The organism is Pseudoalteromonas sp. CH_XMU1449-3 (genome assembly GCF_037027245.1).
GTDB lineage: Bacteria > Pseudomonadota > Gammaproteobacteria > Enterobacterales > Alteromonadaceae > Pseudoalteromonas > Pseudoalteromonas shioyasakiensis.
The window spans coordinates 87,507-113,335 of record NZ_JAYMDY010000003.1; the positions used below are offsets into that span (position 1 = coordinate 87,507).

The 25,829-nt window shown below is 43.7% G+C and carries 35 protein-coding genes; 3 read left to right on the forward strand and 32 right to left on the reverse strand.

What is annotated here, in order from left to right:
* Nucleotides 1-74: 74 nt before the first annotated feature.
* The 11 genes from WA256_RS05290 to WA256_RS05340 form a co-directional block, all read right to left on the reverse strand.
* On the reverse strand, nucleotides 75-416 hold the full coding sequence (locus WA256_RS05290) for a hypothetical protein (protein WP_335989513.1): 342 nt from the start codon (nucleotides 414-416) through the stop codon (nucleotides 75-77).
* A gap of 105 nt (nucleotides 417-521) precedes the next feature.
* Nucleotides 522-782, reverse strand: coding sequence for a hypothetical protein (locus tag WA256_RS05295; RefSeq protein ID WP_335989515.1), 261 nt, complete (start codon nucleotides 780-782; stop codon nucleotides 522-524).
* A 288-nt stretch (nucleotides 783-1,070) separates the two neighbouring features.
* Complete coding sequence (locus tag WA256_RS05300) at nucleotides 1,071-1,442, reverse strand: hypothetical protein (protein WP_235377425.1); 372 nt, start codon at nucleotides 1,440-1,442, stop codon at nucleotides 1,071-1,073.
* A gap of 125 nt (nucleotides 1,443-1,567) precedes the next feature.
* On the reverse strand, nucleotides 1,568-1,963 hold the full coding sequence (locus tag WA256_RS05305; protein WP_235377424.1) for a hypothetical protein: 396 nt from the start codon (nucleotides 1,961-1,963) through the stop codon (nucleotides 1,568-1,570).
* Nucleotides 1,964-2,545: 582 nt separating this feature from the next.
* On the reverse strand, nucleotides 2,546-2,848 hold the full coding sequence (locus WA256_RS05310; RefSeq protein WP_335989521.1) for a hypothetical protein: 303 nt from the start codon (nucleotides 2,846-2,848) through the stop codon (nucleotides 2,546-2,548).
* Nucleotides 2,849-2,913: 65 nt separating this feature from the next.
* Nucleotides 2,914-3,228, reverse strand: a complete 315-nt coding sequence (locus tag WA256_RS05315) for a hypothetical protein (protein ID WP_335989523.1) — start codon at nucleotides 3,226-3,228, stop codon at nucleotides 2,914-2,916.
* A 525-nt stretch (nucleotides 3,229-3,753) separates the two neighbouring features.
* Nucleotides 3,754-5,451, reverse strand: coding sequence for a gamma-glutamyltransferase (ggt, locus tag WA256_RS05320; RefSeq protein ID WP_335989526.1), 1,698 nt, complete (start codon nucleotides 5,449-5,451; stop codon nucleotides 3,754-3,756).
* Between the two features lie 142 nt (nucleotides 5,452-5,593).
* Nucleotides 5,594-6,406 (reverse strand): substrate-binding periplasmic protein, encoded by an 813-nt coding sequence (locus WA256_RS05325; RefSeq protein ID WP_335989528.1) that lies wholly within the window; start codon nucleotides 6,404-6,406, stop codon nucleotides 5,594-5,596.
* A gap of 25 nt (nucleotides 6,407-6,431) precedes the next feature.
* Entirely contained in the window at nucleotides 6,432-6,800 is a 369-nt protein-coding gene (locus WA256_RS05330; RefSeq protein WP_063530004.1) for a response regulator, read from the reverse strand.
* 70 nt (nucleotides 6,801-6,870) lie between these two features.
* Entirely contained in the window at nucleotides 6,871-7,413 is a 543-nt protein-coding gene (locus WA256_RS05335; protein ID WP_335989534.1) for a DUF6942 family protein, read from the reverse strand.
* Entirely contained in the window at nucleotides 7,410-7,859 is a 450-nt protein-coding gene (locus WA256_RS05340) for a YaiI/YqxD family protein (protein WP_062565438.1), read from the reverse strand. The genes WA256_RS05335 and WA256_RS05340 overlap by 4 nt, the downstream gene beginning before the upstream one ends.
* 104 nt (nucleotides 7,860-7,963) lie before the next feature.
* Between WA256_RS05340 and WA256_RS05345 the strand changes: the two genes are divergently transcribed.
* Nucleotides 7,964-8,497 (forward strand): lipocalin family protein, encoded by a 534-nt coding sequence (locus WA256_RS05345; RefSeq protein ID WP_063528008.1) that lies wholly within the window; start codon nucleotides 7,964-7,966, stop codon nucleotides 8,495-8,497.
* Between the two features lie 301 nt (nucleotides 8,498-8,798).
* Nucleotides 8,799-9,236: a thermonuclease family protein gene (locus tag WA256_RS05350; RefSeq protein ID WP_335989539.1), complete on the forward strand. Its 438-nt coding sequence runs from the start codon at nucleotides 8,799-8,801 to the stop codon at nucleotides 9,234-9,236.
* Between the two features lie 28 nt (nucleotides 9,237-9,264).
* Here WA256_RS05350 and WA256_RS05355 read toward each other — a convergent pair whose 3' ends face one another.
* Nucleotides 9,265-9,816 carry a hypothetical protein gene (locus WA256_RS05355; protein ID WP_335989542.1) on the reverse strand — a complete coding sequence of 184 codons (552 nt, stop codon included), beginning with the start codon at nucleotides 9,814-9,816 and terminating at the stop codon, nucleotides 9,265-9,267.
* 150 nt (nucleotides 9,817-9,966) lie between these two features.
* Here WA256_RS05355 and WA256_RS05360 point away from each other — a divergent pair, with 150 nt between their 5' ends.
* Nucleotides 9,967-10,332 (forward strand): LexA family protein, encoded by a 366-nt coding sequence (locus WA256_RS05360; RefSeq protein ID WP_335989544.1) that lies wholly within the window; start codon nucleotides 9,967-9,969, stop codon nucleotides 10,330-10,332.
* 86 nt (nucleotides 10,333-10,418) lie between these two features.
* Here the strand turns inward: WA256_RS05360 and WA256_RS05365 are convergent, their stop codons facing one another.
* The 20 genes from WA256_RS05365 to WA256_RS05460 all read right to left on the reverse strand — a co-directional run bounded on the left by WA256_RS05365 (nucleotide 10,419) and on the right by WA256_RS05460 (nucleotide 25,796).
* On the reverse strand, nucleotides 10,419-10,952 hold the full coding sequence (locus WA256_RS05365) for a hypothetical protein (protein WP_335989546.1): 534 nt from the start codon (nucleotides 10,950-10,952) through the stop codon (nucleotides 10,419-10,421).
* Between the two features lie 84 nt (nucleotides 10,953-11,036).
* Nucleotides 11,037-11,438, reverse strand: coding sequence for a hypothetical protein (locus WA256_RS05370; RefSeq protein ID WP_335989549.1), 402 nt, complete (start codon nucleotides 11,436-11,438; stop codon nucleotides 11,037-11,039).
* On the reverse strand, nucleotides 11,438-12,178 hold the full coding sequence (locus WA256_RS05375; RefSeq protein WP_335989551.1) for a hypothetical protein: 741 nt from the start codon (nucleotides 12,176-12,178) through the stop codon (nucleotides 11,438-11,440). Before WA256_RS05375 ends, WA256_RS05370 begins: the two co-directional genes overlap by 1 nt.
* A gap of 177 nt (nucleotides 12,179-12,355) precedes the next feature.
* Nucleotides 12,356-13,264, reverse strand: a complete 909-nt coding sequence (locus tag WA256_RS05380) for an FAD-dependent thymidylate synthase (protein ID WP_335989553.1) — start codon at nucleotides 13,262-13,264, stop codon at nucleotides 12,356-12,358.
* Nucleotides 13,245-13,427 (reverse strand): excisionase, encoded by a 183-nt coding sequence (locus tag WA256_RS05385; RefSeq protein WP_335989555.1) that lies wholly within the window; start codon nucleotides 13,425-13,427, stop codon nucleotides 13,245-13,247. The genes WA256_RS05380 and WA256_RS05385 overlap by 20 nt, the downstream gene beginning before the upstream one ends.
* A 1-nt stretch (nucleotide 13,428) precedes the next feature.
* Nucleotides 13,429-13,839 (reverse strand): DUF3310 domain-containing protein, encoded by a 411-nt coding sequence (locus tag WA256_RS05390; RefSeq protein ID WP_250660470.1) that lies wholly within the window; start codon nucleotides 13,837-13,839, stop codon nucleotides 13,429-13,431.
* Between the two features lie 22 nt (nucleotides 13,840-13,861).
* A complete protein-coding gene (locus WA256_RS05395; RefSeq protein WP_335989558.1) occupies nucleotides 13,862-14,473 on the reverse strand; it encodes a helix-turn-helix domain-containing protein in 612 nt (203 codons plus the stop codon).
* A gap of 134 nt (nucleotides 14,474-14,607) precedes the next feature.
* Entirely contained in the window at nucleotides 14,608-15,060 is a 453-nt protein-coding gene (locus WA256_RS05400; protein ID WP_335989560.1) for a hypothetical protein, read from the reverse strand.
* Nucleotides 15,060-15,617, reverse strand: coding sequence for a 3'-5' exonuclease (locus tag WA256_RS05405; RefSeq protein ID WP_335989561.1), 558 nt, complete (start codon nucleotides 15,615-15,617; stop codon nucleotides 15,060-15,062). The genes WA256_RS05400 and WA256_RS05405 overlap by 1 nt, the downstream gene beginning before the upstream one ends.
* A 398-nt stretch (nucleotides 15,618-16,015) precedes the next feature.
* A complete protein-coding gene (locus WA256_RS05410) occupies nucleotides 16,016-16,723 on the reverse strand; it encodes a hypothetical protein (RefSeq protein WP_335989563.1) in 708 nt (235 codons plus the stop codon).
* A 198-nt stretch (nucleotides 16,724-16,921) separates the two neighbouring features.
* Nucleotides 16,922-17,344, reverse strand: a complete 423-nt coding sequence (locus WA256_RS05415) for a hypothetical protein (RefSeq protein WP_335989564.1) — start codon at nucleotides 17,342-17,344, stop codon at nucleotides 16,922-16,924.
* Between the two features lies 1 nt (nucleotide 17,345).
* On the reverse strand, nucleotides 17,346-17,738 hold the full coding sequence (locus tag WA256_RS05420) for a hypothetical protein (RefSeq protein ID WP_335989565.1): 393 nt from the start codon (nucleotides 17,736-17,738) through the stop codon (nucleotides 17,346-17,348).
* Nucleotides 17,739-17,778: 40 nt separating this feature from the next.
* On the reverse strand, nucleotides 17,779-19,158 hold the full coding sequence (locus tag WA256_RS05425) for a DEAD/DEAH box helicase (protein WP_335989566.1): 1,380 nt from the start codon (nucleotides 19,156-19,158) through the stop codon (nucleotides 17,779-17,781).
* Nucleotides 19,145-20,173: a PD-(D/E)XK nuclease family protein gene (locus WA256_RS05430; RefSeq protein ID WP_335989568.1), complete on the reverse strand. Its 1,029-nt coding sequence runs from the start codon at nucleotides 20,171-20,173 to the stop codon at nucleotides 19,145-19,147. The genes WA256_RS05425 and WA256_RS05430 overlap by 14 nt, the downstream gene beginning before the upstream one ends.
* Complete coding sequence (locus WA256_RS05435) at nucleotides 20,173-20,391, reverse strand: hypothetical protein (protein WP_335989570.1); 219 nt, start codon at nucleotides 20,389-20,391, stop codon at nucleotides 20,173-20,175. The genes WA256_RS05430 and WA256_RS05435 overlap by 1 nt, the downstream gene beginning before the upstream one ends.
* Nucleotides 20,388-23,045, reverse strand: coding sequence for a primase-helicase family protein (locus WA256_RS05440; RefSeq protein ID WP_335989571.1), 2,658 nt, complete (start codon nucleotides 23,043-23,045; stop codon nucleotides 20,388-20,390). The genes WA256_RS05435 and WA256_RS05440 overlap by 4 nt, the downstream gene beginning before the upstream one ends.
* A gap of 270 nt (nucleotides 23,046-23,315) precedes the next feature.
* A complete protein-coding gene (locus WA256_RS05445; protein ID WP_335989573.1) occupies nucleotides 23,316-24,209 on the reverse strand; it encodes a DUF932 domain-containing protein in 894 nt (297 codons plus the stop codon).
* A 219-nt stretch (nucleotides 24,210-24,428) separates the two neighbouring features.
* The gene (locus tag WA256_RS05450; protein WP_250660482.1) at nucleotides 24,429-24,647 is read right to left on the reverse strand and encodes a hypothetical protein; all 219 of its coding nucleotides are present in this window, start codon (nucleotides 24,645-24,647) and stop codon (nucleotides 24,429-24,431) included.
* A 62-nt stretch (nucleotides 24,648-24,709) separates the two neighbouring features.
* Entirely contained in the window at nucleotides 24,710-25,069 is a 360-nt protein-coding gene (locus tag WA256_RS05455; protein WP_250660483.1) for a hypothetical protein, read from the reverse strand.
* A gap of 1 nt (nucleotide 25,070) precedes the next feature.
* A complete protein-coding gene (locus tag WA256_RS05460) occupies nucleotides 25,071-25,796 on the reverse strand; it encodes a hypothetical protein (protein WP_250660484.1) in 726 nt (241 codons plus the stop codon).
* Nucleotides 25,797-25,829 lie beyond the last annotated feature (33 nt).

Here is a 25,829-nt window from a genome sequence, read left to right on the forward strand (position 1 = left end):
AATAGCTGGCTATAATTGGCGACGAAGAGGCACAAGCCAGCGGTTTTGTGTCCTTTTTAGTTACTTGTTAGGCGCTACTTTGAAAACACACCTTTTAGTAACTTACCATCAGCTAGATCTATTGTGCACGTACAGCCTGCAAAATTATTTACGACAACCTGATTACCGTTTAGATCTATACTTGTAAAGTTAACATAAGCATCTGAACTCTGAGTTGTAGGGTTTTCTGCTACCCATAAAACAGAGCCATCTAGATTTATACATTGGAAATTTCGTGCTACGGAATTTTGGGAAAACTCCATGTAGTCGAAAATAACTAAAATGCTCTGGTCTAATTCCTTGGCTTCCAAAATTGAGTATGGCAATTCAACAATATTTCCATTTATCTCGATTCTATTTTTATTAATCTGCATCATAGAGTATGCCTACTCCCCCATAAAGGGAGAAGGTGCTGAGCTATAATTGCGAAGCAGCGCCGTGTTTTTGTCCGAGTGGCCGAAGGAAACAAGTTCATACGGTTGTTATGTGGCATTTTGTAAAAGTGCTCGTTTAATTTTGGCATGTATTTCAACACCTTTTGAGCAGGTTATTGAATGGGCAGAAGCTAACTCCCTATTTACCAAGCTATAGAGGTGTTGAAACACAAGATTAGCTAATTCGTCTTCAGTTATAATGCCTTTTTCCATGCAAATATAGCTTTCCCGGTTAACCAGAATTTCCGTTAATTTATCTACTACGTCGTTTGATTTTGGTTTTGAAACACCTAAGTCTTCCGCAATCAAATTGCAACATTCAATAAGTGCTTTTTCGGAGTAACTGATAGTGATTTCCTCATAGCAGATAAAAATTTTACAATGTATGCATCGCGCATATTTCTGGCGACGTCACGTTAATGTATTTAGTAAATCTACTATAAACAAATAACGTAATACATTGCTAACTTTACTCTAGTAATTCGCTACCAAAACCTCAAGAGGGGCCACTTTTAAGCTTGGCTAAAATACGGAGCTAAATAACTGAGCTCAGGTGTTTACATCCTTGGGAACGCAGTGAACAACAACATTTGTTTGCTATATTTCGTCTTCAAAAAAAGCTAAAACAAATGGCTCAACTGTTTCATCCAGCTTGACTAATTCAGCTTTACATACATGGTTTGCGAAGCCTGATTGTGCTACACCTCCATTTAATGCCAGCTCACGTAATACTTCTTTTACCATGCGTCGTTTGGTTAGACCACGAGAAAGTACGTTTAACCTGCGACTTATTGAACTATGAATTACTGGTCGATCAAAGCGAGAGTTTTCGAACAACTCGGAGCTCAAAACAACCTGATCGATAGCCATTTTCCACTCTTCAGGAACCAAAGAAAAAATACGTTTTATATCTTTTTTATTAAGAGAGTGAAAAGGTTCAATATTTAATTTTGCAGAGATAATCTTCAAACCCTACCTCCAAGAAATATAATACCGCAAAATAGGGCGTATTAAGCTTGACTATAATTAACTATGAACGAGCGCCAACTAAGCTTAAGACGTTCATTAATTAATGCGCTTATTAGATATGCTTGCTACCCGCCAATTGCTTTACGCCCAAATGTTAAACACAATTCGGTTTCCCACATTACAGAAATTTCGACTGAGTAGTTTTCTTGCTCCATGATTTGAATCTCTCCTTCGTACAAATTATTATTTGATAGCCAGTCAATTGCCTTTTTCCAAGTGCTATTTAGAGTTAACTCTTCACGATTCTCTTCTTGAGGGAGGCATAACAGTTGAGTTCCATCACTAAGGATTTCTTCTTTACAATCTTTGTCTAAATCGTGAGAAGTATAAATTAACGTTACAGTTGGCCAGCCACTAGAGTTTTCAATAACTCGAGGAATCGAGATACGATAACTGTTTTCACTCTCTAACTTTTCAAGTTTAATTAACGAATCATATTCTTCACCTTGATTTGGTAACATACAAGCGCAAACCAATCGAGGAAGAAACAAAAATAATAAAAGACTCAAACGTTTAGCTATGCGCACCTAACCCCCTGTTAATATGAAATTTTTTGGTTATAAACTGGAGCGGAGCCAAATCAGCCAACTGAATTTTGTTCACTATGAAACAGTTCGTTATATGCTTTCACATCGGAGTGTGCCAAATACTGAGGCTGGAATAACTTCGCATTTTTGTCCGCTTCTATTAACTCTTAGTGCATCTCCACATTGAGTTTCCTTTTTTATTAACTGCGAGTTTTTATAATTTTGTGAGCCACATATCTCTTTAGCTTTCCGATGCCAATATGGAACTAATTGTTTAGAATCACTAGCCGGAGCTCTTACGCTAAGACCGTAGCTTGACTTGCTATTTGCTACTTCTGTTATTCGATATTCTATATCAATTGTCGCATTGCATGCCCAGCTTACACTCAACAGCAAAAGTAAAATTAGGATACTATTCTTCATGACATAACGCCGTGTTAAGCATCACAAAACCCTTGGCTAAAATTTGCGACGAAGGAGCTCAAGCCAAGCTTAAGACATCCTTTCATGCGCTTGTTATAGGTTTTTACTACCGATAATGATGTTGCAAGCTTTAACAACATTAGCCCGATAATATTCGATAGTTTCTTCTAATTCTTTGTCAGCTTTGGCCAAAAACTCATCTGAACACTTCGATCTAACATGATTTATAGGCAAATGGTCTGTTTCAGATTCAATTTCACCAAAGATGTGAAATTCAGTGTCCCAGCACTGAACATATTTTTGATTTCCAATGCGCCAAAGTGCAATTACATTATCTAAGTAATTTTCATCGCTTTTCAGTAATTTTTCCGCAAGCATAATTGCTTCTTCAGGCACTTAATTCACTCCTACTCTAGAAACTTATATCCCCGCATAACAGGCAACGAGTGTTTATAAGTTTGTTACGTGACGCTTTCACAAATGGGTGCTTGTCCAAGCTTGAGTATCATTTCCTTTTTATCAGTTAACACCACTAGAGTTTTATCAACTTCATTCCAAGCAATGTCTATAACACCATCTATTAGGTCGTCATCGTAATCTTCATCCACTGTATTTTCAGAATATGAAAGAACGGATTTACAGACAAATTTCAACAATGGCTTGAAGTCATTCACGTTATTTACAAATTCAATCGTAAAAGTTCGGTTATCAATGTCATAGAGCATTTTCGATATGTAAGGAGAACAATTTGGAATCCAATAGTCTAGGTTGTTCATATGACACTCTTAGCCACCTAACAATTTTATTGTGCGCTTCGCGCGTATTTCAGCTGATATCACGCTCATATGTTTAATAATTCTATTATTACCAAAGAAGGTAATGCATTGCTAACTATAAATTTTTATTGATACTAAAGATGTTCAGAAAGAAAAATGGCTCTACGCTGATTTTCATCATACTTGCAGAGGATATGGTTGGGAGTTAGAACCATCGCGCGAAATAAATTTCACGCCTACGTGATGTAAAATCGATGCTACCTCAAAACTCGCTAGCTGATGGTTTTGAGTCTGAGAGCTGACGGCTGATAGCTGACAGCTCTTTTAACTCGCTAACTTTACTCTTGAAACTCGCTAGCTTGTTGGGTTTCGCTCCGCTCTACCCAACCTACAAACCATCGCGCGAAATAAATTTCACGCCTACGCGATGTAACTTTACTCTTTACTCTTGAAACTCATTAGCTAATGGTTTTGAGTCTGAGAGCTGACGGCTGATAGCTGACAGCTCTTTTTAATTCCGAAAGCCTAATACCCCGCGGCCTGTCCGTCTTTACGGGTTTCAGATGCGCCGTAATAAACGCCGGTTTTCGGGTCTTTCAATATTGCTTGATAACCACCGTATGGGCCAACCGCGTCTTGTAAAGTGTGGCCTTTTGTCATTAACTCGCGGCGGGTTTCCATTGAAAAACCTGACTCTAAGCTAACAAAACCACCGTCTTCCATAATCTCACCGGTTGGCTGCGATGAACCTGTGTGCAGAATACGTGGTGCATCACCGGCTTCTTGCAGGTTCATGCCAAAATCAATCATGTTGATAAGTATTTGAGCGTGCATTTGAGGCTGTGTGGCGCCGCCCATTACGCCATAACTCATATATGGCTTGCCATCTTTGGTGACAAAAGCAGGAATGATTGTATGAAATGGTCGTTTGCCTGGCTCATATTGATTCATGTGGCCTTTTTTAAGGGCGAACATTTCGCCACGGTTTTGCAATACAAAGCCTAATTTTGCAGGTGTCATACCAGAGCCCATGCCACGGTAATTACTTTGAATAAGCGAAACCATGTTGCCGTCTTTATCGGCGGTCGTCATATAAATGGTATCGCCTTCTAATGGGCCTGCGTGGTCACGTTTTGCAGCTTTGTTAGGGTCTATCAGTTTGCGTCTTTGGTCAGCATATTGCTGCGATATAAGTGTTTGTACGGGAATAGTGTTAAACGCTGGATCGGCGTAGTACTTAGCACGATCTGCAAACGCGAGTTTTTTCGCTTCAACAAAGGTGTGTACGTATTCAGGGCTATCAAAGCCCATTGCTTTGATATCGTAACCTTCAAGAATATTCAGAATTTGCTGTGCAGCAATACCTTGACCATTTGGTGGCAATTCCCAAAGCGTATACCCTCTATAATCGGTGCTCACAGGCTTAACCCATTCACTATGGTGCGCAGCTAAATCTTCATACGATAAGTAGCCGCCGTTTTCTTTCATATAGCGACCAATTTCTTTAGCAATATCGCCTTTGTAAAAGGCATCGCGACCGCCTTTGGCAATTTTGCGATAGGTGTTTGCAAGGGCAGGGTTCTTAAAGATTTCACCTTTTTCAGGCATTGCCCCACCAGGCATATAAACATCTTTAAAGCCTGGGTATTTACCTCGTGCAGCCACACTTTTTTGCATGTAGTAAGCAATCAGTTCAGACACAGGGAAGCCATTTTCAGCGTAGTCGATAGCAGGTTGGAGTAAGGCTTTCATTGGTGTTTTGCCAAACTTTTTATGTAACTCAAACCAACCATCTACTGCACCAGGTACGGACACAGGCAATGGCCCATAAGCAGGAATGTAGTCACCTTGTGCTTTTAAAGTATCAAAAGACAAGCTTTGTGGTGAACGGCCTGAAGCATTTAAACCGTAAAGTTGCTTGCTTTTGTTATCCCAAACAATGGCAAATAAATCGCCACCAATTCCACACCCGGTCGGTTCAACCAAACCAAGCACTGCATTTGCCGCAATAGCTGCATCAATGGCATTACCACCGTCTTTTAATACTTGTAAGCCCACTTGCGTAGCTAACGGCTGTGATGTTGCAACCATCCCTGATTGTGCGATGACTTCAGAACGACTAGCAAAGTTATGGCCAGTGATGCGATCGTAAGCTTGAGTGGCGCCTGTTGCGCCTAAGCATACTGCTAGCACTAAGCTTTTAAATAGTGGAGTTGGTTTCATAATTTTTTGCCCTTTTTGTTATTTTTATCACTATAAAAAGCAATTAAAGATGAGGCAATGGCTTTGCGTTCTAGCGCGAAAAATCACGATTGACTTCAAAAATAAGAAAAACAGCGGCTAACTTACCTAAAACCACTCCAATTTAGTAAATAGCAGAACCATTTAAGCACTGCTGTGCAACTGTCAATGTTTCGCCGTGAGAGTGCATATCCTCTGCTACAAACTGATCAACAAGAGGGTCAATCAGGTTTTCTTGCTTCATGGTATCGAGGGCGTGTTGCAGCTTATTGACCACCTCCGGCGATGTATTTTTGTTAAGTGCTAAGTAATTACCCACTAAGGCAGGGTGCTTTAACTCAAATACCGGCGTGACTTGGTCTGGGCTCATACCTACATTCATCAACTGTGATGAAAGAGTGAGAGAGGAGCCAATCAGCAAGTCATGCTTACCTTGCTTAAACATTTTTAACTCTTCAAACTTTTTTGAGTAAGTTAAAAATTGCAGGCCTTCAGCAAGGTTAAAATCAGCAAGAACGGTTTGATAAACATCACCACGAGATACGCCTATGGTGTAGTTTTGCAACGACTGTGTACTTGTCACTTTAATGTCGTTGCGAGCATTTAAACGGTATAAACATGAATGCCCAGATACCAAAGGACCAACCCAGTAAAATTGAGTTTCTCGCTTTGCGGTGCGTGAAGTAGAATAAATTCCAGCATTGGGTTGGGCGAGTGTTAGTGACATTGCGCGCTTCCAAGGCAATACACTAAACGTACAGCTCAACTTGGCTCTTTCACACAAAGATTCCATGATTTTGGTGTTAATACCGGTGAGTTGATTGTGCTGCACAAAGTTATAGGGAGGGAATACTTCGGTGTATAAAGTCAATTGTTCAGCACTCGCCATGGCAGTGCTGGCAGTGAATAAACTCACTATTGTTAAATGCTTAAACATCGCTCTTAACTCCAGTTTTTGCAGGTTATTCTGGTTTAACAATTCGACTTAACTGCTTTTGCAGTGTATTTAAACAAAAAGGTTTAATGATAAAACCATTCACTTTTGCTGTGATCATCTCGCTTACTGTTTGTTTACTGTCTTCGCAGGTTACCATCAATACAGGTAAATCACATAGGACTGGGTTTTCGCGAATATGATTAAGCAAACATTTGCCATCCATTTTCGGCATATGCAAATCAGTAATCACCAGATCAAAGCTGTGTTTTTCTAGTAAATCAAATGCTTGAGCGCCATCAGTCGCCTCCGTTATATCCTTATATTCAAGCCTACGCAACATGTTTATCAACACATGGCGCATAAGTGGCATATCGTCAACGACCAGTATTTTCATCTAGAGTACTATTAAGTATTACAGTATTTAAAGCTTAGTTTGCTAACTCAATAACGCAATAAACCAGAAACTAAGAAAAAATATCTGCAACAAGCTGGCTAAGTCGTGCAATTTTAATATTGCTCAACTGGCGGTAATCAAAATAGGGGCAAACAATCACTTTATCTGATTTACTAATAGCAAATTCATCGTCAAGCCAAGTTAGCTGGCAATGCAAAAGCCCGTCATTTATAAGCTGCTTAGCATGGGTTCGCCCTGCAATTATATGTAATTGCTCTGGTTTGCCTAATATCGGTGGGCTAAACAGTAATGCAGTTTGGCTATGTGTTTGCAGTAGTTGTTCATCGCGAAAGCTCTGCCAATCAGGTGCTCTTTTAGCAAAATCATAATATTCACTTGGTAGTGCAAAAAGTACTTTGCCATACACATTAAAAACTTTGCGCCAACCATTGCCACATGCTTGGTTTATTTCGTTTATGTGGCCGGGTTGCATTACATGCAAATGCTTAAGCTCTTGCCAAGCAGGCATCGGCGGGCGCTTTTCTATATAAACAGCGACTCTAAAGGCTTCATCACCAAAACCCTGCAGTGGCATACTTTTAACGACACTCATGACTTTTTAGCGAGGATTCGATCTAGGTTATTTGCAAAGTTTTGGCGGTCAGCTTGGCTTAACGGCGGCGGGCCACCGGCCATTTCAACGCCACTTGAGCGCATTGTTTCCATAAAATCACGAACATTTAAACGTGAGCGAATGTTTTCAGTCGTATACAACTCACCGCGTGGATTAAGCGCTTGGGCACCTTTTTCGATAACTTCAGCAGCTAAAGGAATATCACCGGTGATCACCAAATCATTTGGCTCGATGCGCTTAACAATTTCGTTATCGGCAATATCAAACCCAGAAGATACCTGCAAACGGCTAATAAACTTTGAGGGTGGCACTCGCATCGCATGGTTCGCCACTAATGTGGTAAAGGTTTGTGTGCGCTCTGCGGCACGAAACAATATTTCTTTAATAACGACGGGGCAGGCGTCTGCATCAACCCAAATCTTCATGCTGTTCTCAATCTTTAATTTTAGACATTAATAGTTTACCGTAATTGAACTAAATTAGTGCTATTAACGTATTAATTTGTTTAATTTTTAAAGGGAGTAAAAACGTGCAAACATCATTAAAGTTAATCGGGGTTTTATGTATCACAGCCATTTTATCTGCTTGTACAGGCGTGCCAGACAACATCAAACCCGTCGATAATTTTGAGCTAAACAAATACACAGGAACCTGGTACGAAATTGCACGTTTAGATCATTCATTTGAACGCGGCCTTGAGGGCATTACCGCTGAATACTCAATTAACCCTGATGGCAGTGTAAAAGTTATCAATAAAGGTTACAGCGCCGAAGATAAAGAATGGCAGCAAGCTGAAGGTAAAGCGAAGTTTGCAGAGCAACAAGACATTGGTCACTTAGAGGTATCATTCTTTGGGCCATTCTATAGCTCATATGTAGTGTTTGAATTAGATAAGCAAGACTATCAATACGCTTATATTACTGGCTATAACAAAGAGTATTTATGGTTTTTGTCGCGCACACCGACCGTGACAGAACAGCAAATGCAGGACTTTATAAACACAGCAAAAGAATATGGTTTTAAAACAGACGAACTTATTTATGTTGACCATGAGAGCTTGTAAAGGGGCTTTACGACTACCTGTTTAAGCATACATTATCATAAGTTAACACCCCCCGATTTTGCTGGGCTGTAGCGTTGACATGGTTTAACATAAACTATAAACGGGACAGACCCAGCATAGACCCACCCCAAAAAACAGACCCAAAATGGCCCCACAATGACCCCGCTTTTTGGTGAAAGATCTTTTTTAGCCTGTCATTGGCCATCTATCACTGTAGTGTCGTTCTCAAGTAATTCATGACTGTTATTAATTTTTTAAGTAGTATCTGCGTAGATTAACTTTGATGGAAGGTGAGAAACGAGTGTATAGAGTTCTATTTTTGATGTTGTTTCTGACAAGCCATGTTGATGCTGCGAGTATTAGAGATAAAAACCACGGCACTTTGTTAGTGTCAGAGGTTACTTCAATTTACGACGGAGATACATTTCGTGCGAACATTAAAGGCTTACACTCCCTCATAGGTGAGAGAATTAGTATCCGTGTTGCAGGCATTGATACTCCAGAAATACGTGGTAAATGTAAAAAAGAAAAAGATTTAGCCCGACGAGCAAAAAAGGTTACGGTTGAAATGTTACGTTCAGGTAAAGTTATTGAGCTTCGCAACACAAAACGAGGGAAATATTTCAGAATAGTCGCTGACGTATTTGTAGATGACAAAAAACTTTCAGATACATTAATTGCCTCGGACTTAGCAGTTTCTTACGATGGTGGTACAAAAGCTAAAGACTGGTGCCTTTAGCATTGTCTACACCTTAAAAATACTAGTGTTATTGCTTATCTTCAAAGTAGATTGCTTTCTCTAGAAACTTATTTGTACATTCTGCTTTGTTGGTGAATGGATAGGTATCCGCTTTACTGCTGTGAACGGATACGGTTACCCGTGTCATTTTTTCAATATCTTTACTGAACGTATCTGTCTTATTTGTTCTGGTAAAAGATCTGTGTTCAAAATATCTGCTTATACTTAGATAGTTAGATTCTGAGTCAATAAAGCTAAAACCTAAACTATTTTTTATAGAAGTTAAAACTTTTCGGCAAATTTCTTTAGCCCCATGTTCATTTATGACTTCATAAGACGGGTAAACCACCATTCTAAGTTCTAACTCGTTTCGGTCCCAATCATAATCAACATTAAACCTGTTCTCTACAACAGGTTTTAAAGCTTTGTAATTTACAGTTGAAAATTTATTCTCAATTTTAAACATGCCCCATTCCAGCATTGAGGGTGAGTCATTTATCAGCTGTCTAGCTGTTTTATCTGGTTCGGCTTTTAATGGCAAGCAAAAAAGTAGTAAAAAAGGCAGTAATTTGTTTTTCATTTAAATTCCATTTAATCAATCTGATCTTTCATATTCTATACACTCCATTAAAAAAGTAAATTCGGAGAGAAAAATGTAGTGAATACTGTTTTTATATACAGTACTATTGGTATGTTAACTCTCACACTATAAATGTAGGAAGCCCCAATTATGCTCATAGAAAATGTAATTATCGGCCTCGACGTTAAGGCATTAGAAAAGAACCTCGACCAATGCTTGCTGAGTAATTCAACATTTATCGGTCAAGCAAGTGGTAGAAGTATGGAGGGGGTTGGTATATTTGACGGCGACCTACTACTGATAGATAGGGCGAATAAGGTTAACCACTACGATATTATTGTAGCGTGCTACAATGGTCTATTCATTTGCAAGATAGCTGATCTTAAGAACAATCAACTGCTCTCTGCTAGCCCAGACTACAAGCCTGTAAAGATTAGATCGAGTGATGAGTATTGTGTAGAAGGAGTTGTCAGACAGTCTATTAGGATGCACAGACCCAGTGTAATGCTGGGATAACTCAAAAGTTTCCCCCCCAGACAGACAAAAGCTACCTTTGAGTCGTGTGTTAGCTTATTTATAGCAGGATGTGTAATAATTTAGGTTCAATTAGATGCTTTTGTAACCTCGTCAAGGTAAGCTTTCACTTCATCGGGATTTATCGCAATATCGATGACTTTGGTGGAACTCGACGATACAAGTCTAAGTTTAATATCCTCGGTTTGGGCTGCCCAATCCTTCAGCACACTACTGTCTAGTGTAATAACTACATCTTCGTAGTGAGCGCAACCAAATTCACTGCAATAGACATCACTTGATGCTTCTCTGGCTGGGACATTTTTAATGTTACCTTTGAAAATAAATCTTGCTTCATCCCAATACATCCAATCCGCACTATTTACGATAAAGTAAACTTGGTGCGTTATTTTTTGAGAGCTTTTATCAATAAAGCCTCTAAGGAAATAATCATAAGGGTTAACTATGCCCATAAATGGTCTTTCAAAGTTGAATGTAGATATTTCTATTTTATTAGCTAACTTATCTGCACCCCCTCTAATTTCTACAGTACCAGAGTTGCTAGCGCACCCAGTTATTAGAAAAAATAAAAATGTAAAATATATTCGAAAATTTAAATTCATAAGTAATTTTATCCTTAAAACAAAACACAAAAAGTATGGCTTAAATACTGAGTTTGATTAGCAACGCTATTAAAAAAAGTGAGTTTAAGACACTTCGAATGCCCCTTGATACTCTAAAAAAGGTCCGTTGTTTAGAAGTCCGAACACTGCATAGTCAAGAGCCGTAGCATGCCTTGGCTGAATACCAATAAGGCAAAGCTCTTGCTCAACTAGCTCGTCTAATACTCCATCTCCATTAAATACTGAACTCTCAATTTTAAGCTCTTTCGAAGTTCCATTTCTTTTTATTACAATAAAAATCTCGCTCTGATCCTCCGTTTCGTTTGAGGTGTCTATTTTAATGAAAAAGCTCCCCCCATGTTTGAACTGTATGCGGTAAGTGTCTTCTTCTAGCGTGTTATAGATATGGTAACCGCCTGAGAGGCTAGTAGTGACATCTCCGTGGTTGTAACTTTGGTTAAAAAAATTCACTTTTTTGTATTTCATTATGAGCCTTTTTTTTCTGTATTATTTACTTTGTCATTATTATTAGTGACTAACTTGACAGGCGGAGGGGGGACATCAAAATTAGGGGACTTCGTTTTCTTTTTACTTTCATTCTCTTTTTTTGTCATCGTTACAGCCTCATGTGTAGTTGTTTTTTCGGTTGCGTAGTTATTTCTTTCAAAGAATATGCTTAATATGAGTATTAGGAGCAATAAACCTGTTATAGCGGTAAAAGTGTAACCATTCTTTATAGCTTTGGCCTTTTTTTCGTTTAGTTTAATGTTTTCAACTTCACATTCGCTACAAGCCTTATACAAGGAAACGTAAATAGTAGGCAGATCATTGTTCTTGAAGGTTTCTAGTATGTTTGGATCAATAGGCATTCTCTTTGATTTCATTAATTTCATAGATCTGAAATAGAAAAACAGGGAAGTAAAAAGAGCTGCAAAAGTAAAAGCTGCGGTAGTGTAAACACAAAGTGAAAACTGAGTAGGAGAGTCAATAACCACCCACTTAAAAAAAAATAAATACGTAGTTAATATTAGCGATGAAGTTGATAGAAGCTTCGTAGCTTTTGCATCAAGTATTTGATATCGAGCAATTTCTTCGTCTAAAGATTGTCTTGAGTATGTATATAGGAACTCCCATTTGGCATCATCGCTTTGAGTATTTTCGACTATTTCTGTTAAATTATTATTAAGTAAGCCAAGTAGCTTTTTAATAGTTGTTTTATTAGCCATGAAGTACCTGTTATTCGTCCTTAAATATACAAGTTCATAGTATAGTCTGAGAGCTCTATAAAGCAAAGCTAATGAGTTCTGTTATAATGCCATTCAAAGTGGTTGTAACTATGTTGTAGTTTTTTGAACGAAGAAGGTTACATTTAAATTGCGCCCGTAATGTACGAGCGCTTTAAATTACGCCACCACATGCCCTTTAATTAATTGTCTGTGTTGAACCCAACCACGGAAGTTGCCCGACCAGCGATCGCCGTTGCTGTCTGTATGTGTTACACCAATGCGCTTCGCCTTAGTGTTTGTAATTCGATGGAACTTAGGAATCGGCGACGCTTGGTGCTCGAACGGTGACGCATGAACACGGTCGCCCGACGTCAACGATTCAAAGATTCGATATGCTTTAGACATTGATAGGTCAAGCGCTCGGTAGCTCACTTGCGCACAGCATGAAACCGACAACGCTAACTGGTCTTGTAAGTCCAGCTCTTCGCGCATTGCAGCAGTGATGTACGGTAGATGCCATTCCTTATAACCCAAAGTAACAGGGTTACTGTTATTCATGGCCGCGTCTAATTCAGCCGCAAGGCGATGGATCTCAGGCTGCGCGTCATCATGATCCCGTAACCACAAGAAATTTGCCCATTCCGTCGATGTAACCAAAACCTTCATTGTTTGGAACGGTTCTAAGATACGATTGCAGACTTGCTTGTGTAGCCCGACTTTTTCCATCCCCCAATGTAACATACATGCCGCTTTTGATGCAGCGTTCCAGAAACCGTTCGCTAAGCGTCGTTTCATGCCCAGTAGTTGTCGGGTCGCTTGCATACCACGCTGGTTCGCGCCCCAATGTAAAGGCCGTGCTGGGTTGTCCCATACTTGTTGTCTCACTTTCTTTGCTGGTATCGCTCGGCTGCTTGCTGCGTTTCGTGAGAACACACGATGCGTCATAAGCTCCGCGTGGATGAAACGCGGGTATTCCATTTCAACGGTCGTGATGCGTACGCCGTCAGCGATTGAGTCTGCTATGATTGTTACGTTTATCATGATACTACTACTTATTTTATTAGTGTTACTGTTTAAGCCAAGCATTAAAATTTTCGACGTGCATCAAAAGACGACCGTCCTGTGCTCTACGCCAATGCTTCTCTTCAAATAATTGTCCGCGCTTTATCTTCGCTCTTAGTGCGGCAACAGAGTAGCCCGTTGCCTCAGCCATAGCGTTAAGCGTCACCCACTCAACTCTGAAGGTCATACTATGCCTTCAGTACAAACTTGGTTTCGGCGGTCGAAAACAGCTTATGCTTTTTGGCTTGCTCCGCTAGTAGAGTGTAATCACCAGTGGCAGCGGATAGAACAGCGACCAGTAACTCGAAATCATCGTTCTCGAATTGGTCACAAATAAGTGACAGCTTCCGAATAAGCGTGTCTGCGTGATGAACACCGATTGTAACAGGGCGGTGAATCAACGCGTCGCGTATATAGTAGTTTCGTTTCTTTCGCTCAACGGTCGTGGCATCTTTAAGGCCATCGCGCCAAACGTATTTGAACACTGAGCCGAGCGCGAAGTCCAGTTCACGGATGAACTCGATAGCTTCGATCGTTCGGCTGTTGTAATGTGTTGCTTTTTCTGTGTTGTCTTGGTCGTTTTGTACTGCGTTCGACATTTCTATCCTGCGGCTTTCGCCACTATCTAAATTGTTTTCCCCCCTGACTAGGTAAGTAAACGCTAGATACTCGGTAGACGTGGTCTACACTGTCAACCAAGTAGCGCTTTCCGCCTTGCCAGAGCCTTTCTGTCAGCTCCCAGCCTTCCTCGGTTAATTCCAATTTGCCAAACACATTGCGCTCGCCTTCACCTTTAAAGTAGATGACGCTATCGCCGCTGGCTATCTTCCCTTTAGGGTTCACCAGTAGCATAGTTCCTCGCTCGAAAGGGTGGTCGTTGTAGTCTACTTCTAAGAAGTAGCAACCGCTTGCTTCGAGTATCGTGTTCACAAGAATTGACTTCTCAGTCGGCTTGCGTCCAGATAGGGTCGCCATTACTTTAATTGGTTTCGAAGGAACGGTGTCAGAGATGGCATTGGAAATGCCAAAATCTTCTAACTCCATATCCGATAGCGCAGCGAACTTTCTAAGAAAGTCTGTGTTCAACGGGATTGCACCGCGAATATACTGACTAAATGCAGACTGATTCATGTCCATTGCTTGTGCAGCAGATGTTTGACTCAGTTTGCTAGTCTGCTTAAGAGACTGCCAAGCTGCTTGTACTCGTTTGAGTACGTCTTCACCGTATTCCATACTCGTGCCTATGTTTAGTGTAGTTGCTTATAATTAAATTATCAGGGTTACTGTTAAAAGTCAAAGCGTTTGTGTTAACTCATGCTAATTTATGCACCATTATAAGCAGCGCAATCCGTGCCCGACCCGTATATTTACTCGGGGTTTGTTATTTCGCCTTGTGTTGTAACCTTTGAAATGTACTCAGCCATAGCGTCGTAGTTCATGGTTTCAGCACGTAGGGCAAATTCATCAGCGGTAATACCTTCCTCCCATTCTGTAGGGTCGGTCAGCACCACGCCGCAAACTTGTCGTTTATATTTGATTGACTCACAACCGACGATAACTACTGCTAGCTCGTTGGCTGATAGGGCTTCTTTGAGCCAGAACAACTGCTGTTCAGACAGGTTCGGCTTAATCTTTGTTGTTCCACGCTTTGGTAGCTGCTTGATGAACTTGTACTCAGCCCATAGAGGCTTAACACCGCTCTTTGAGCGGTAGAAGGCGTCAGGGACACCGCCAGCAAAGTTGTCGTTTACCTTCCAGCTACGAAACAGCGCCGCTGGCAATCTCTTGCCAACGTTCGATGTGTACTGAGATTCAATCATTACAGGGTTAGGCCAGTCTCGTCTAAGATGGCAAATAACGTTTTAGCCTGTGCTTCTGCGTCGCTTAACGCATGATGCGCGATCGTTGGCTTAACTCGCTCAACGTTCGGCGCTAAGGCTCTTAGGGTGCGGTAACACATGTCGCCTCTGTGTGTCCAAGGGGCGGACATGCCAGCCATGTCGTACGCTGCAAGTAGAAGGGCATTGTCCATCATAGAACCATTACCCCAGACGCGGATTTGATCTTGCGGCGTGTCACCAGCCTGATTGCTGATAAACTCCGACACAGCTGCCAATGCGGTTGTGATAGGTGTGTGTGCGTAGTTGCCTTTGAACTCGTCACGGGCTTCCTGAGACTGTTCTAGCCACCAAATAACGGTAGAGGCGTTAATATTCATCCCAAGTTCTTGGCAGCTCTCAAGGCTAATACGAGTGTAGAATCCTTTGCCTATCGTGCGCTCTTCGATGTTCATCGGTGAGATACCGATAGAAAGTAGTGCGTCTTTCGGGTCAGTCCCCATTGATTCTAAGTCAAGCATGAAGTCTTTGTATGCCATGAGTTTTTTCCTCTACTGAACGATCGTTCACCTCTCTACGGGGGGCGAACTCTATCTGAATGGTTTGTGAATGAAAAGGGTAAAATTGCGAAATCGGAACGATTTAACCAAGGCTTAACAATGCCTTAAGGAAACGTTACCGTTGATCAAACATTGATCTACAAGTTTACATTTCTTTACAGTTCTACTGTAAAAATTAGCCTTTAACTTTAAATAAGTTATGTGCAATTTCGGCCTAAGTTTGTTGCCCGTTTGGAACAAAAGCTTGAACTTTGGATAAAGTTTTAAAAAATTCGGCTGTTTCGGGAAATGTTAGTATTTTGTTCCCAAATGGGGATCATTGCACATAAAAAAGCCGACCCAAGTGGGGGTCGGCGAAAGACTCAATTTAGCCTGAGTTAAGCTGCTTCAGCCGCAGGAGCTGCGAACAGACCGTCGTAGATTGCAACTGCTTGGCCATAAAGGTCGTCTGGTGCGTGAGCGACCAATGTAACGTCGTAGTTGAAATAGTTGCCTGAGTTGTTCGACTCAGATACTACGCCAAGCTGCCACACACAGCCAAAGCGAGGGTTGCCTTGTTTTTCTTCGTCGTTGATTCGGGTGTTCCAAACCTTAGACTTTTTGACTTTAACCCCCGGCATATCTAACATCGCCACGCCTTTAGGGCTACCTTCGTCGTCTAGTAATAGCACTAGGTGAGTTGGGTTTTCCTTGATTTCGTGGTCTTTTTCAGCAAGGCCTTGCTCAGCTAAAGCTTCTAGAGCTTCTTCTTGTGAGTCGTAAGTGCCTACCATGCCACCGCCAGTCTTGCGCGTGCGCCATACAACGAATTTCTTTGTAAAGCTTAGGTTGATTACGAACATCGACGTGTAGAGTTCTTCTGTCACGCTGTTCATGATCATGCCCGCTTGTGCGCCTTCAACTTGCTTCGGATGACCAGGTTGTACTTCGTCGTTAATCATTTGAAGTAGTTTCAAGCGAGGAATCGCTAAATCGTTAGTTGTTACGGCTTCAGAACCGCGACCAACGTATTCGTTACGCTCTTCGATTGTTGCTACGCCAGCAAATTGTTCTTCTTGTACTGCTACTTCTGTATTCTTAGACATGTTTTATATCCTGTTTATTCGTTAATTAGTTCGTTAGTTCGTTAGTTAGTTCGTCAATTGCGATCCGCTAAGATCAATAAAGCCCCACGACTGACGAGGAAGTGGGGCCATCAAGTAAGCAACCACAACTGACACTTAGAGAGAACCAGTTGAGGTCGCTATATTAGTGTTACTGTTAATTTAAGTCAACAGTAACTACTAAGATTTTCTAACCGATAGTTTTCGGACTTTGACTGGGGCAACACCAGCCAGTGATTCGCCAGTGCTCAAAAGCTCTCGATATGGTGCGCCGTTCACCTTGCGCTGAAGGAAGTAGAACGCATCATTCTCTTTGATGTACTCGTATAGTGCGTCCCAATCTTGAACTGATGGTTGTGTTTCTTCGCTCATTGAAACCATGCCAATTCCCGCGTAAGAGACTTTTTCGCCTACTTCAAGGGTAGCCTTAAGGTGGTTCTCAAGCTCTGTTCTGCGCTCTTTCAGTGACTTCAGCTCTGCTGATTCGATTAGGGCGATTTCACGACGAACGTTCATAAGCTCCGTGACAATCTCTTTACGGTCAAGTGTTGGTGCTTGCTCGACTGCTTCTGGCTCGATGTTTAATTGTAGTGCTGCTGACATATTATGCTGCCTTCTTATCTGCTGTTTCTGTTTCTGTTACCGGTGTACGACACTGCGCTTCATAGAACGCGTGCAGTCTGTCCATTGCTTCATCAAACGCTTGAATCTTGATGGTTGGCGTAGTGGCTAACTTGGCCTTAAGGCGTTTACACTCGGCTGTTAGCTTCGTGATTTCTTCAAGGTTCAGGTCAGCCATAGCTGCTTTCAGACCATCTTCAGCTTTGCGTAGTGATTCGCGGGTTTCGTCGAAGTCGCTACCGAACTCTACAACCTGACGGCGGGTGTTACGAACGTCTTTCACAATGTCCGTGAACAAGTCCATGTCGAAGTCTGCTGCTGTGATTTCAAATGCGTTTAATGGTGCTTTAGGTGCTTGGTTTGATTTATCAGTCATTACTGTTTCTCTCTATAGTGTTTAGTTTAGGTTGCTTGTTTTAGGCTGCTTGAAACAGGCCTGCTACTGTGTTCAGTAGGTCGATCATATTCATTTGCTTGTCGTGCATCTTGGCGTAGACGTCTTCTTCGACAGTGTTCTCGGCTGCAATATGAATAATCTCAGTTTTACGTTGCTGGCCTGTACGGACAATACGGTGGTTGAACTGCTCGTATAGGTCGGCGCGGTAGGTTGGACTTGCCCAGATAATGCGGTTAGCGCGTGTTAGGGTAAGGCCGTGTCCCGCTGACTGCGGGTGTGCGAAAATTACTTGAATGTTGCCTTGCTGGAACTGATAGACAATGCGGTTGCGCTCAAGCGTCTTCGTAGAGCCATCAATTACAGCGTATTTAAGCTTGCGTTTCTCAGCTTCTGCTATCAGGCCGTCACGCTGATGCGTCCAGTTGAAGGCTACAAGGGCGTGGTCGGTCTCTTCTACTAAATCAAGTACCAGCTCGTATCGCTCTTTGTGAACGTTAACCACTGAACCATCTTCGTTGTAGACACCGCCCGACAGTGTTTGCAATAGCTTCTGCATACGTGATCCAGCATGAACCGCGTTTAGCATTTCGCCAGACTCAAGGGCAAGCATTGACTCACGCTTCAGGAACTCATAGTCACGGCGTATCTTCGGTGGTAACTCGACGGTCACTTCACGGAATACGGTGTCTGGTAGTTCTTGAACGTCATCTAGTGCTACTCGCGAGGTGATGTCACATAACATTGAAGTCACGTGGTCAGCCGCGCCTGCTTTGTCCTTCCATTCCATAGCCCCCGGTGGTGCTCCGAGAATAGGCTTAGGGTCACAAACTTGTTGGCGGAAACCAAAGAAGTTTTTACCCAAGCGCTCGCCACGGTCAACAAGAAAAGCCAAGTGCCAAATGTCTAAAATGGTATTAGGTGTTGGCGTACCTGTCATAAGCGTCATTCGTGGGATTACTGCGGAAACAGCGTTCAGGGACTTAGAACGAATCGACGTTCTATTGCGGAATGCGTCACCTTCGTCGATGATCAAAACGTCGAACTTGTCGGCATAGCCTTCTTTATCGACCATCTTAATGGTGTCGTGGTTGGTGATAACCCATTGCGCATCGCTCTCAAAGGCCTTGCGCTTCTTAGCGGCAGTACCAGCAGCAACAGCGTATGTCGTTTCAGGCCAGCCGAAACGTAGGTCTTTAGCCCATGCAGGCGTGAGGATAGAAAGGGGAGCAAGAACCAACACACGGGCATCAGGCCAGTACGTTTTGACCGTGTGGACACAGGCAAGCGTCTTGCCCGTACCACAACCGTCGAAGTTCAATACGCGTTCGTTAGCGCCCCAAAGAGCGGCAAAGCGCTCTTGGTGCGTGAATGGTTTAAAGGTTGGCTTAGACGGCTTCATCTAACCCCCTATAGTGGTCGAAACCACATGCGCCATTGCCGTATGCAACACCGTCACGGTTAGTGTTACAGCCGTACTCACAGAAACGACAGGTATGTGCGTTGGCTGATGGGATGAAGTCACGGGTCGTCGTAAGCTTCACAGCACGGTTATGATAGCGAAGTAATAGCATTGATAACTGACGGCGGTTGAATGAGCGAATCATCTTCACGCCTTCGTCTATGTACCAGAACTCAACTTTAAACACATCTAACTCAGGGTAGCGGTGCATCGCGTGCAATGCGTAGCTTAGGCCTTGGTCAGCGTGCTTCATTTCGTTGCCAAACTTCTTACCGGTTTTGTAGTCGATGATCACACATGAGTTCTCATTCTCCATCACAAAACCATCTAGCTTAGCGCGTCCCCACAACTCTTCGTCGTCCCAGTCACACGGCGACCAGTCTTTGCGAATACCCCAGTCGTCCTCAAGTGATACCTTGCCAGCTCGGAAGTCTTCACGAAGCTGTGCGAAGTCGGCTGAGAAAGCGTCGAACTTAGTGCGACCGTCGGCTGGTAGTTCAGGAATCTTACCGCGTACCCAAGCCTCACAACCATCGTGAATCAGTGTACCGCGCTGTGCTGCTTCGCCTGACTCAACGTAGATTTTGTCTACCTTGCCAAGCTTCACCGCCCACTGGCAGTTCTCGAACTTCTTAAGGGTTGAGAATGACCATGCTTTAACGGCTGCGACAGGGAAGTCTACAACCATTGCGCCACGCTCATTGTCACGTGTTTCCTTAGCCTTCTTCAGTGAGTCAGCTAGGCTCTTAAGGTCTTTCGACTTGCCGACGGGTTGGGCAGATGGCGGTGGGGTGCTCACGGCCTTCTGCTTCGTCGCCTTAGCCACTGCGCCAAGACGGGCAGCGAAACTTTCTTTCGTTGTCTCCTTCTTGGCTTGGCCTTCGATTGACGTGCCTTGAATAGTCTGCTGGCCTGTTTCTTTCGCTTTGGCCTTAAGCGTTTCAGCGAACCCCATTAGGCGGCTCGCTTTGCTTGACGACGAAGGAACGCTGCACATTCGTCTAGACCAGTGAAAAGCTCACCTTCATGAGCGATTACAGGCGCAGTACGTAGGTTGTGCGGGTTCTCTTCTTCAATGAATTTCTCTTCTAGCTCAACGCCAGCGAAATTTGCGTAGTCGCGGACGTCACCGCAGAATTTACAGGTCTTTGTTTTGAATAGTACAGGGGTCATAGTTCGTAACCTTCGTTTGAATATATTTCTGGTTCAGCCGATTGCTCTAGCTCTGCTTTAGCCTCAGCCATTGCACGCTCGAACTCTTCAGAGCTGTTTCTTTTGTTGATTGATGACACGTTGGTCGGCAGTGCAGCGTTGGCCTCTCGGATTTCTTCTAGAATCTCAAGGTCGTTGTACTTCCAGACAACCTCTACACAGCGAGGGCGTGTAGGTAGGGCTTTAGGTGCGCCTACTGGTGTCGATTTGCGTTTACGTACGATGTCATGCGTACTGAGCATTCGTGATAGGGCGTTGTCTGATATTTCCTTGCCCGCCAGATAGCCGTACAGCATCTTTAGGTCGTCAGGTAATAGGTAACAAGGCTTGCCCGTGTTTACGTGCTCTAGGTTCGCAGTCAGGAACGTTTTGACGCGTGATAGTTGCGTGAAGTCCGCAGCTTCTAGGTTGGCGGCTGACTTATCTAAAATGCCGATGAAGGCACCAAAATCGCCAGTCGTTAAAGCGTCGAAGAAACTGTCAGCAGCACTCATACCCGCTTTCTGGGTGTCGATACGCGCTTGGTTCATGATGATCGAGCCTGATTGGTTCACATCAACTTTGAACGAGCGTAGGAACGTAGCGAACTTGAACAGCTCGGCCTTGATTAACTCGTTAGAGTGCTCTCGGAAAACCTTAAGATACGCTAATCGAGCCTCAAGCATACGTTGTTGTCTAGGTGCGATGTTGTAACGACGTTTGTCTTCTACAGGCATTGCATCTAGGTCGTTCGTCGCAAAGATGAAGTTCAAGCGTTGCACGACTTCGCGCTGTTGCTGTTGCATCTTACGAAGCATCATTGTCGGTTCAGTAATGCGCGTTTTAAGTAGCGATGCAGTCTTAGTCAGACTTTGCGCACCACGCATGTTGAACTCGTCCACCATTAGCAGCATTAAGTCTTCCATCCAGCCGTTGAACTGGTCGTCAGCGATACCTTGTAGGGTATTCTGTGCAACGTAGTCATGACCGAATAGAGGGCGAAGTACAGCTTTGAAGAACAGGCCTTTACCCGTACCCTCAGTACCGTGTACTAGCCATGCTGTTTGTGTCTTGTCCTTCTTCTGAATGATGAAGGCCAGCCAGTTAATGAAGTGCTCAAAACAGTCCATATCATCGCCGAGCATGTTCAGGATGATTTCACTGATAATTGGGCAGTCTAAGCTGAGCATCCAGCCATTACCGTAGCGCAACGTGTCTTGGTGTTCGTGAACTGTCTTATCACGCATAAACACAGTTGGCTTAAATCGGTTCACGTAGTCTTTGTCGCCAATGGTAAACAACGTTTTAGAGTTGTTAGGGTCGAGAACTACATGACGGGCAGGGACTGGGTCTGGTACAAGTTGACCGTAGTGCTTCATCCACTCTTCGGCTACCTGTCCATTACGTCGCTCGTTCATTTCAACGATTTCGTCGTGTTCCTTGTCGTATTCCATCGTGACATAAGCGTCAGTGGTTTGGTCAATGAACATGCTGCGTTGTACTTTACGTACGACACCGACTTCCTCGTCCTTCACTTCGTCATAGGCCGCACCGTACTTCTCAACGTGCTTGGCATAGGCCTCTGGGTCAGCGGCTTTGAACAAGAACGCAGGTTCGTCAGGCACGAAACAGCGGACAATCTCAGGGTTAGAACGGGCTACCCAGTACGCGTTATTACGGCTACCGCCAACGTTATAGCGAACAAACTCGTCGTCTTCGTATGCAAACTCCATACGGGCAGGCGGCGGGTTAGACATGACGTTCACCGCACGACCGTTCACATTAATTCGGTCATACTTCGGTTTGTGGCGGGTGATGCCAGCTTCCGCTTGTAAGTCCTTAATGCGTTGGTCACGTACTTGGTTAACGCGCTCCATCTTGTCGAGCACTTCTTCTAGCAGTGGTTCAAGGTCAAGCAATTCATGCTCTTTCTCAACCAACACAAAGCGGTCTTCATCGTTAACAAACGGGTTTGCTTTCTTAGGACCAAAACTAGGCGGTGCGATATACACAAGGCGTGACGGCTCAGCTAAACAAGGGTCAATAACACTTTTAAGACGTGTCTTGGTTTTTGTAAGCTTGAGTCGTTCGTAAATCTCAGACTGTGTATAGTTCAACGAGGTGAGCCAGTCTTTCAATGCACGGTGGCTAACTGGGTTTTCAAGCAAGAAGTGGATATGTACCGATACTTCGTCTTTGTGCAGGCCGAACGAGCTAGACGCCATTGCCACGTATGACACATTGGCTAGTTGTTTCGGCAGCATTTCGATTACTGATTCGGCTACGGCTTCAACGTCCGATTTGCGGTATCGGTCTTTGATCCCACCTTCTAGCTTCAGGCCGTCGATGTCCAACACAAGGAACTGCGTCTTAGCGTCTTGGTCTGTCATACCACGGCGCGACTCAGCTTTTAGTGGGCGTACGAATTGGCCTTTGTAAAGTGCTCTACCTAAGTTAGCGTTCTCTACAAGTAGACTGCGGTAGCCTTTTAACCCGTCTTCTTCGACGTTCAACTCTGCTTCATGCGATGTTAGCTTTGCGGCAAGTGGGTACGAGCGCGAGCTACCATCAGCTAGACCGATTGTTTTACGTAAGGGGCCGATCTTACTTAGTGCAGAAACAAAGTGCAGTTTCATTGGATTTAAGCCTCCCTCGGGTATTTTTCGTAGTCTTCGGCACAATCTGCGTCACAGAACAACTGTTCAGGGTTGTCCAGCGGTTCATCGCAGTTGTGACAAGCTTCTTTGGGTGTTAAGCGCGGTGTGTTAAGCCGCGCGTTTTGTATGTGGACAGCAAGCATCATTTCCTGCTGTGCCACGGAGTTATCTATAATGTCGGGCATTTGTTGTTATGATTATTAGTGAATAAATTTAGTATTCTAACAGTATTACTAATAATTATGAAACCTAAGCTGCGGCTTTAATTAGCGGATTACCCAAGAATCGTGATACGCGAGCTTCACGTTCAAGCACGATAGCTGGGGCGTTTGGTATGCTGGCCTCTTTAATCTCGGCGTGTGTAGACCAGTAGGTCAGGGCATTGAAGAACGCCCACATGGTCTTGCCGAGTGTTTTACTTTCGTTCATCCAAATGTCGAACAGCTTGTTGTTCATGGCTAACGAACCGCGAGCGAACTCACTGATTAGGCCGATTGCCTTCTCGTCGGAACATGGCTCTTTCGACCACTTGCGCCACTGGTTGCCCATAGTCACAAAGTTCTCTACTGAAGCGGCTACACGCTGCTTAACTTCGTCAACTTTGAAGCCTGATGTGTGGCGGGCAACGTAGTTCGACACGTCAGTCCCGACGACCATACCGTTCGCACACACTAAGCGATAGCCGCCCATGTTGATGCGTAGGTTCGTCGAACCGTCGTAGCTGTTGATTACATTCAAGCGCAGATTGGTTACATCACGACGACCGCGACCAATGCTAATCTTGTGCTCAGGGAAGATGTACGAACGAATCGAACGACCACCTTCATACGCGATAGAATCGACAATCTCCATGCCGTTCGTATCGAGTACGTCTGATTCACGAATTGCAGCGTCTACACGCTCATACACTTCGCTATTCTTGATTAGGCTGTAACGTTGACCATGCACCGCCAGTACAGTGTCCGTGTCTTTACGTACAACGGCCTGTAGGCCTCGGTCTGGCATACCTGTTAGGTCTGACAGCGGTTGACAGTCTACAGGGAAGAACAGGCCTGCTGCGGCATGTTGCTTAGCTGCTTCGTCACGGGCTTTGATTAAGTTCAAGGCCGATGGCTGTGTAGGGAAATTCAATACTGCGCTCATGTCTTTAAATCCTTGTGTTGTGGTCTTTCCGCACTTTCGGCGGTGATAGTTCTTGCTTGCGTTGAAGGTAGTACGACTCAGAATCAGAAGGTGAACTAATCCTGGTATGTGTCGTAGTGCCCTGGTATTGAACGAACCGACTTTCGATTACTATCGCCAGCTCGTCATTAATGTGTTCAAGGGTTAGCATCCCTCGCTTTTTGTCGAATTGGTGCGTTATCATGCTGCCTTCATTTCTTCTTGTTTGCGTGCGTGTAACTTGGCCTTATCCATCATTCGAATACACTCTTTCTCGTGCGCTTGGATAACCTTATGCTTGATACCGGTCTTCTTGCTGTACGTCATTTCGATGTAAACGAATACACCGGTATTTGCTTCTTTCATTACTGAATAAACTTTCTTGCCGCCATTCACGACTAGTTGATCAACTGTTCTCATGTTTTACTCCACAGAAAAAAGGGGTGGCGTTTCCGCACACCCCCCAAGGAACTATTGTGAATTTACTCGCCTAAGTCACACTTAGGACAATCTAGCTCGGTTACTGCCATCTGAGAGCCGTCAGGCATCTTCGACATTGTCTGGCGGTAACTCGGTCGTAGGAACTCCTTGCAGCGAAGGCAACGACGATTGTTGGTCTCTTCACGGTCTCCTGCGCCCGCTACAGGCATTTCGTTGGCGTATTGGATGAAAGGGTGGAACTCTGACTCAATGCGGTTAGAAACGTGTTTCTGCGCTTTCTTGAGGTTAGGGAATACCATTACTTCGTTATTGTCGTCCTTCAGTACCTTGATTTCTTCGTCAGGTACTACAAGCAATACAACGACTGGTTTTGTTTGTGCGAAATTGTTTGGCTTTGCCATGTTATGCGGCCTCTAGTTCTTTAGTGAATTTAATTTTCACCCCACGGCGCTTAGCGTCCGTCAGGATATAATCTTTTGCGATTTGAGCGTCAGACTCGGTCGGCGCTGAGTTCTGTGCTGCTGCCCATGCGACCTTGCCGTTCTGCAGCAATGTGCCTTGGCGTGTGATGCCACGGTCTCGGTGATGGAACTCAAGAACTGGTGTGTCAGGCATACCGCCGTACTCATTGTTCTTAGCTACATACATGCGTGGAATAGCTCGGAGGCTGTTGCCCGTCACAGGGTCAACGTAGAACGGCGCTTGTCCTTCTTCTTTGGCCTTGCGTGCAATCTCAGTAGCCTTGCGCATTGAGTCTTTGCGCTTCTCTTCAAGGTCTTTGATTGTCGCCTTAAGGTCAGCAATCGTTGCTTTCTGGGTCTTGTTAACTTTGAACAAGCGTTTAGGGTCAAGCTGCTGTAGGTGCTTCAGCTCTGCCTTTAAGCGCGTGATTTCTGCCTTGTCGATGCCTTTGTGCTCGACGGCTTTGTCAATCACCATGCTTTGTTTGTCTAGTAGTCGGTTCTTCTCATTGATGACGTTCTGCATGTCGTCCACCTGTGCGCGTAGACGTTCGATTTCGTCAACGGCCTCGTTAAATTGGTCAACGGTTTTGTTATGGTCATCAGCTACTTTTACGATTTCTTCAAGGATTGCTGTAGCGTTGTCTGCGATGTTTTGAACTGACATATTTAATTCTCTTCAATGGGGAAATAGGGCGGG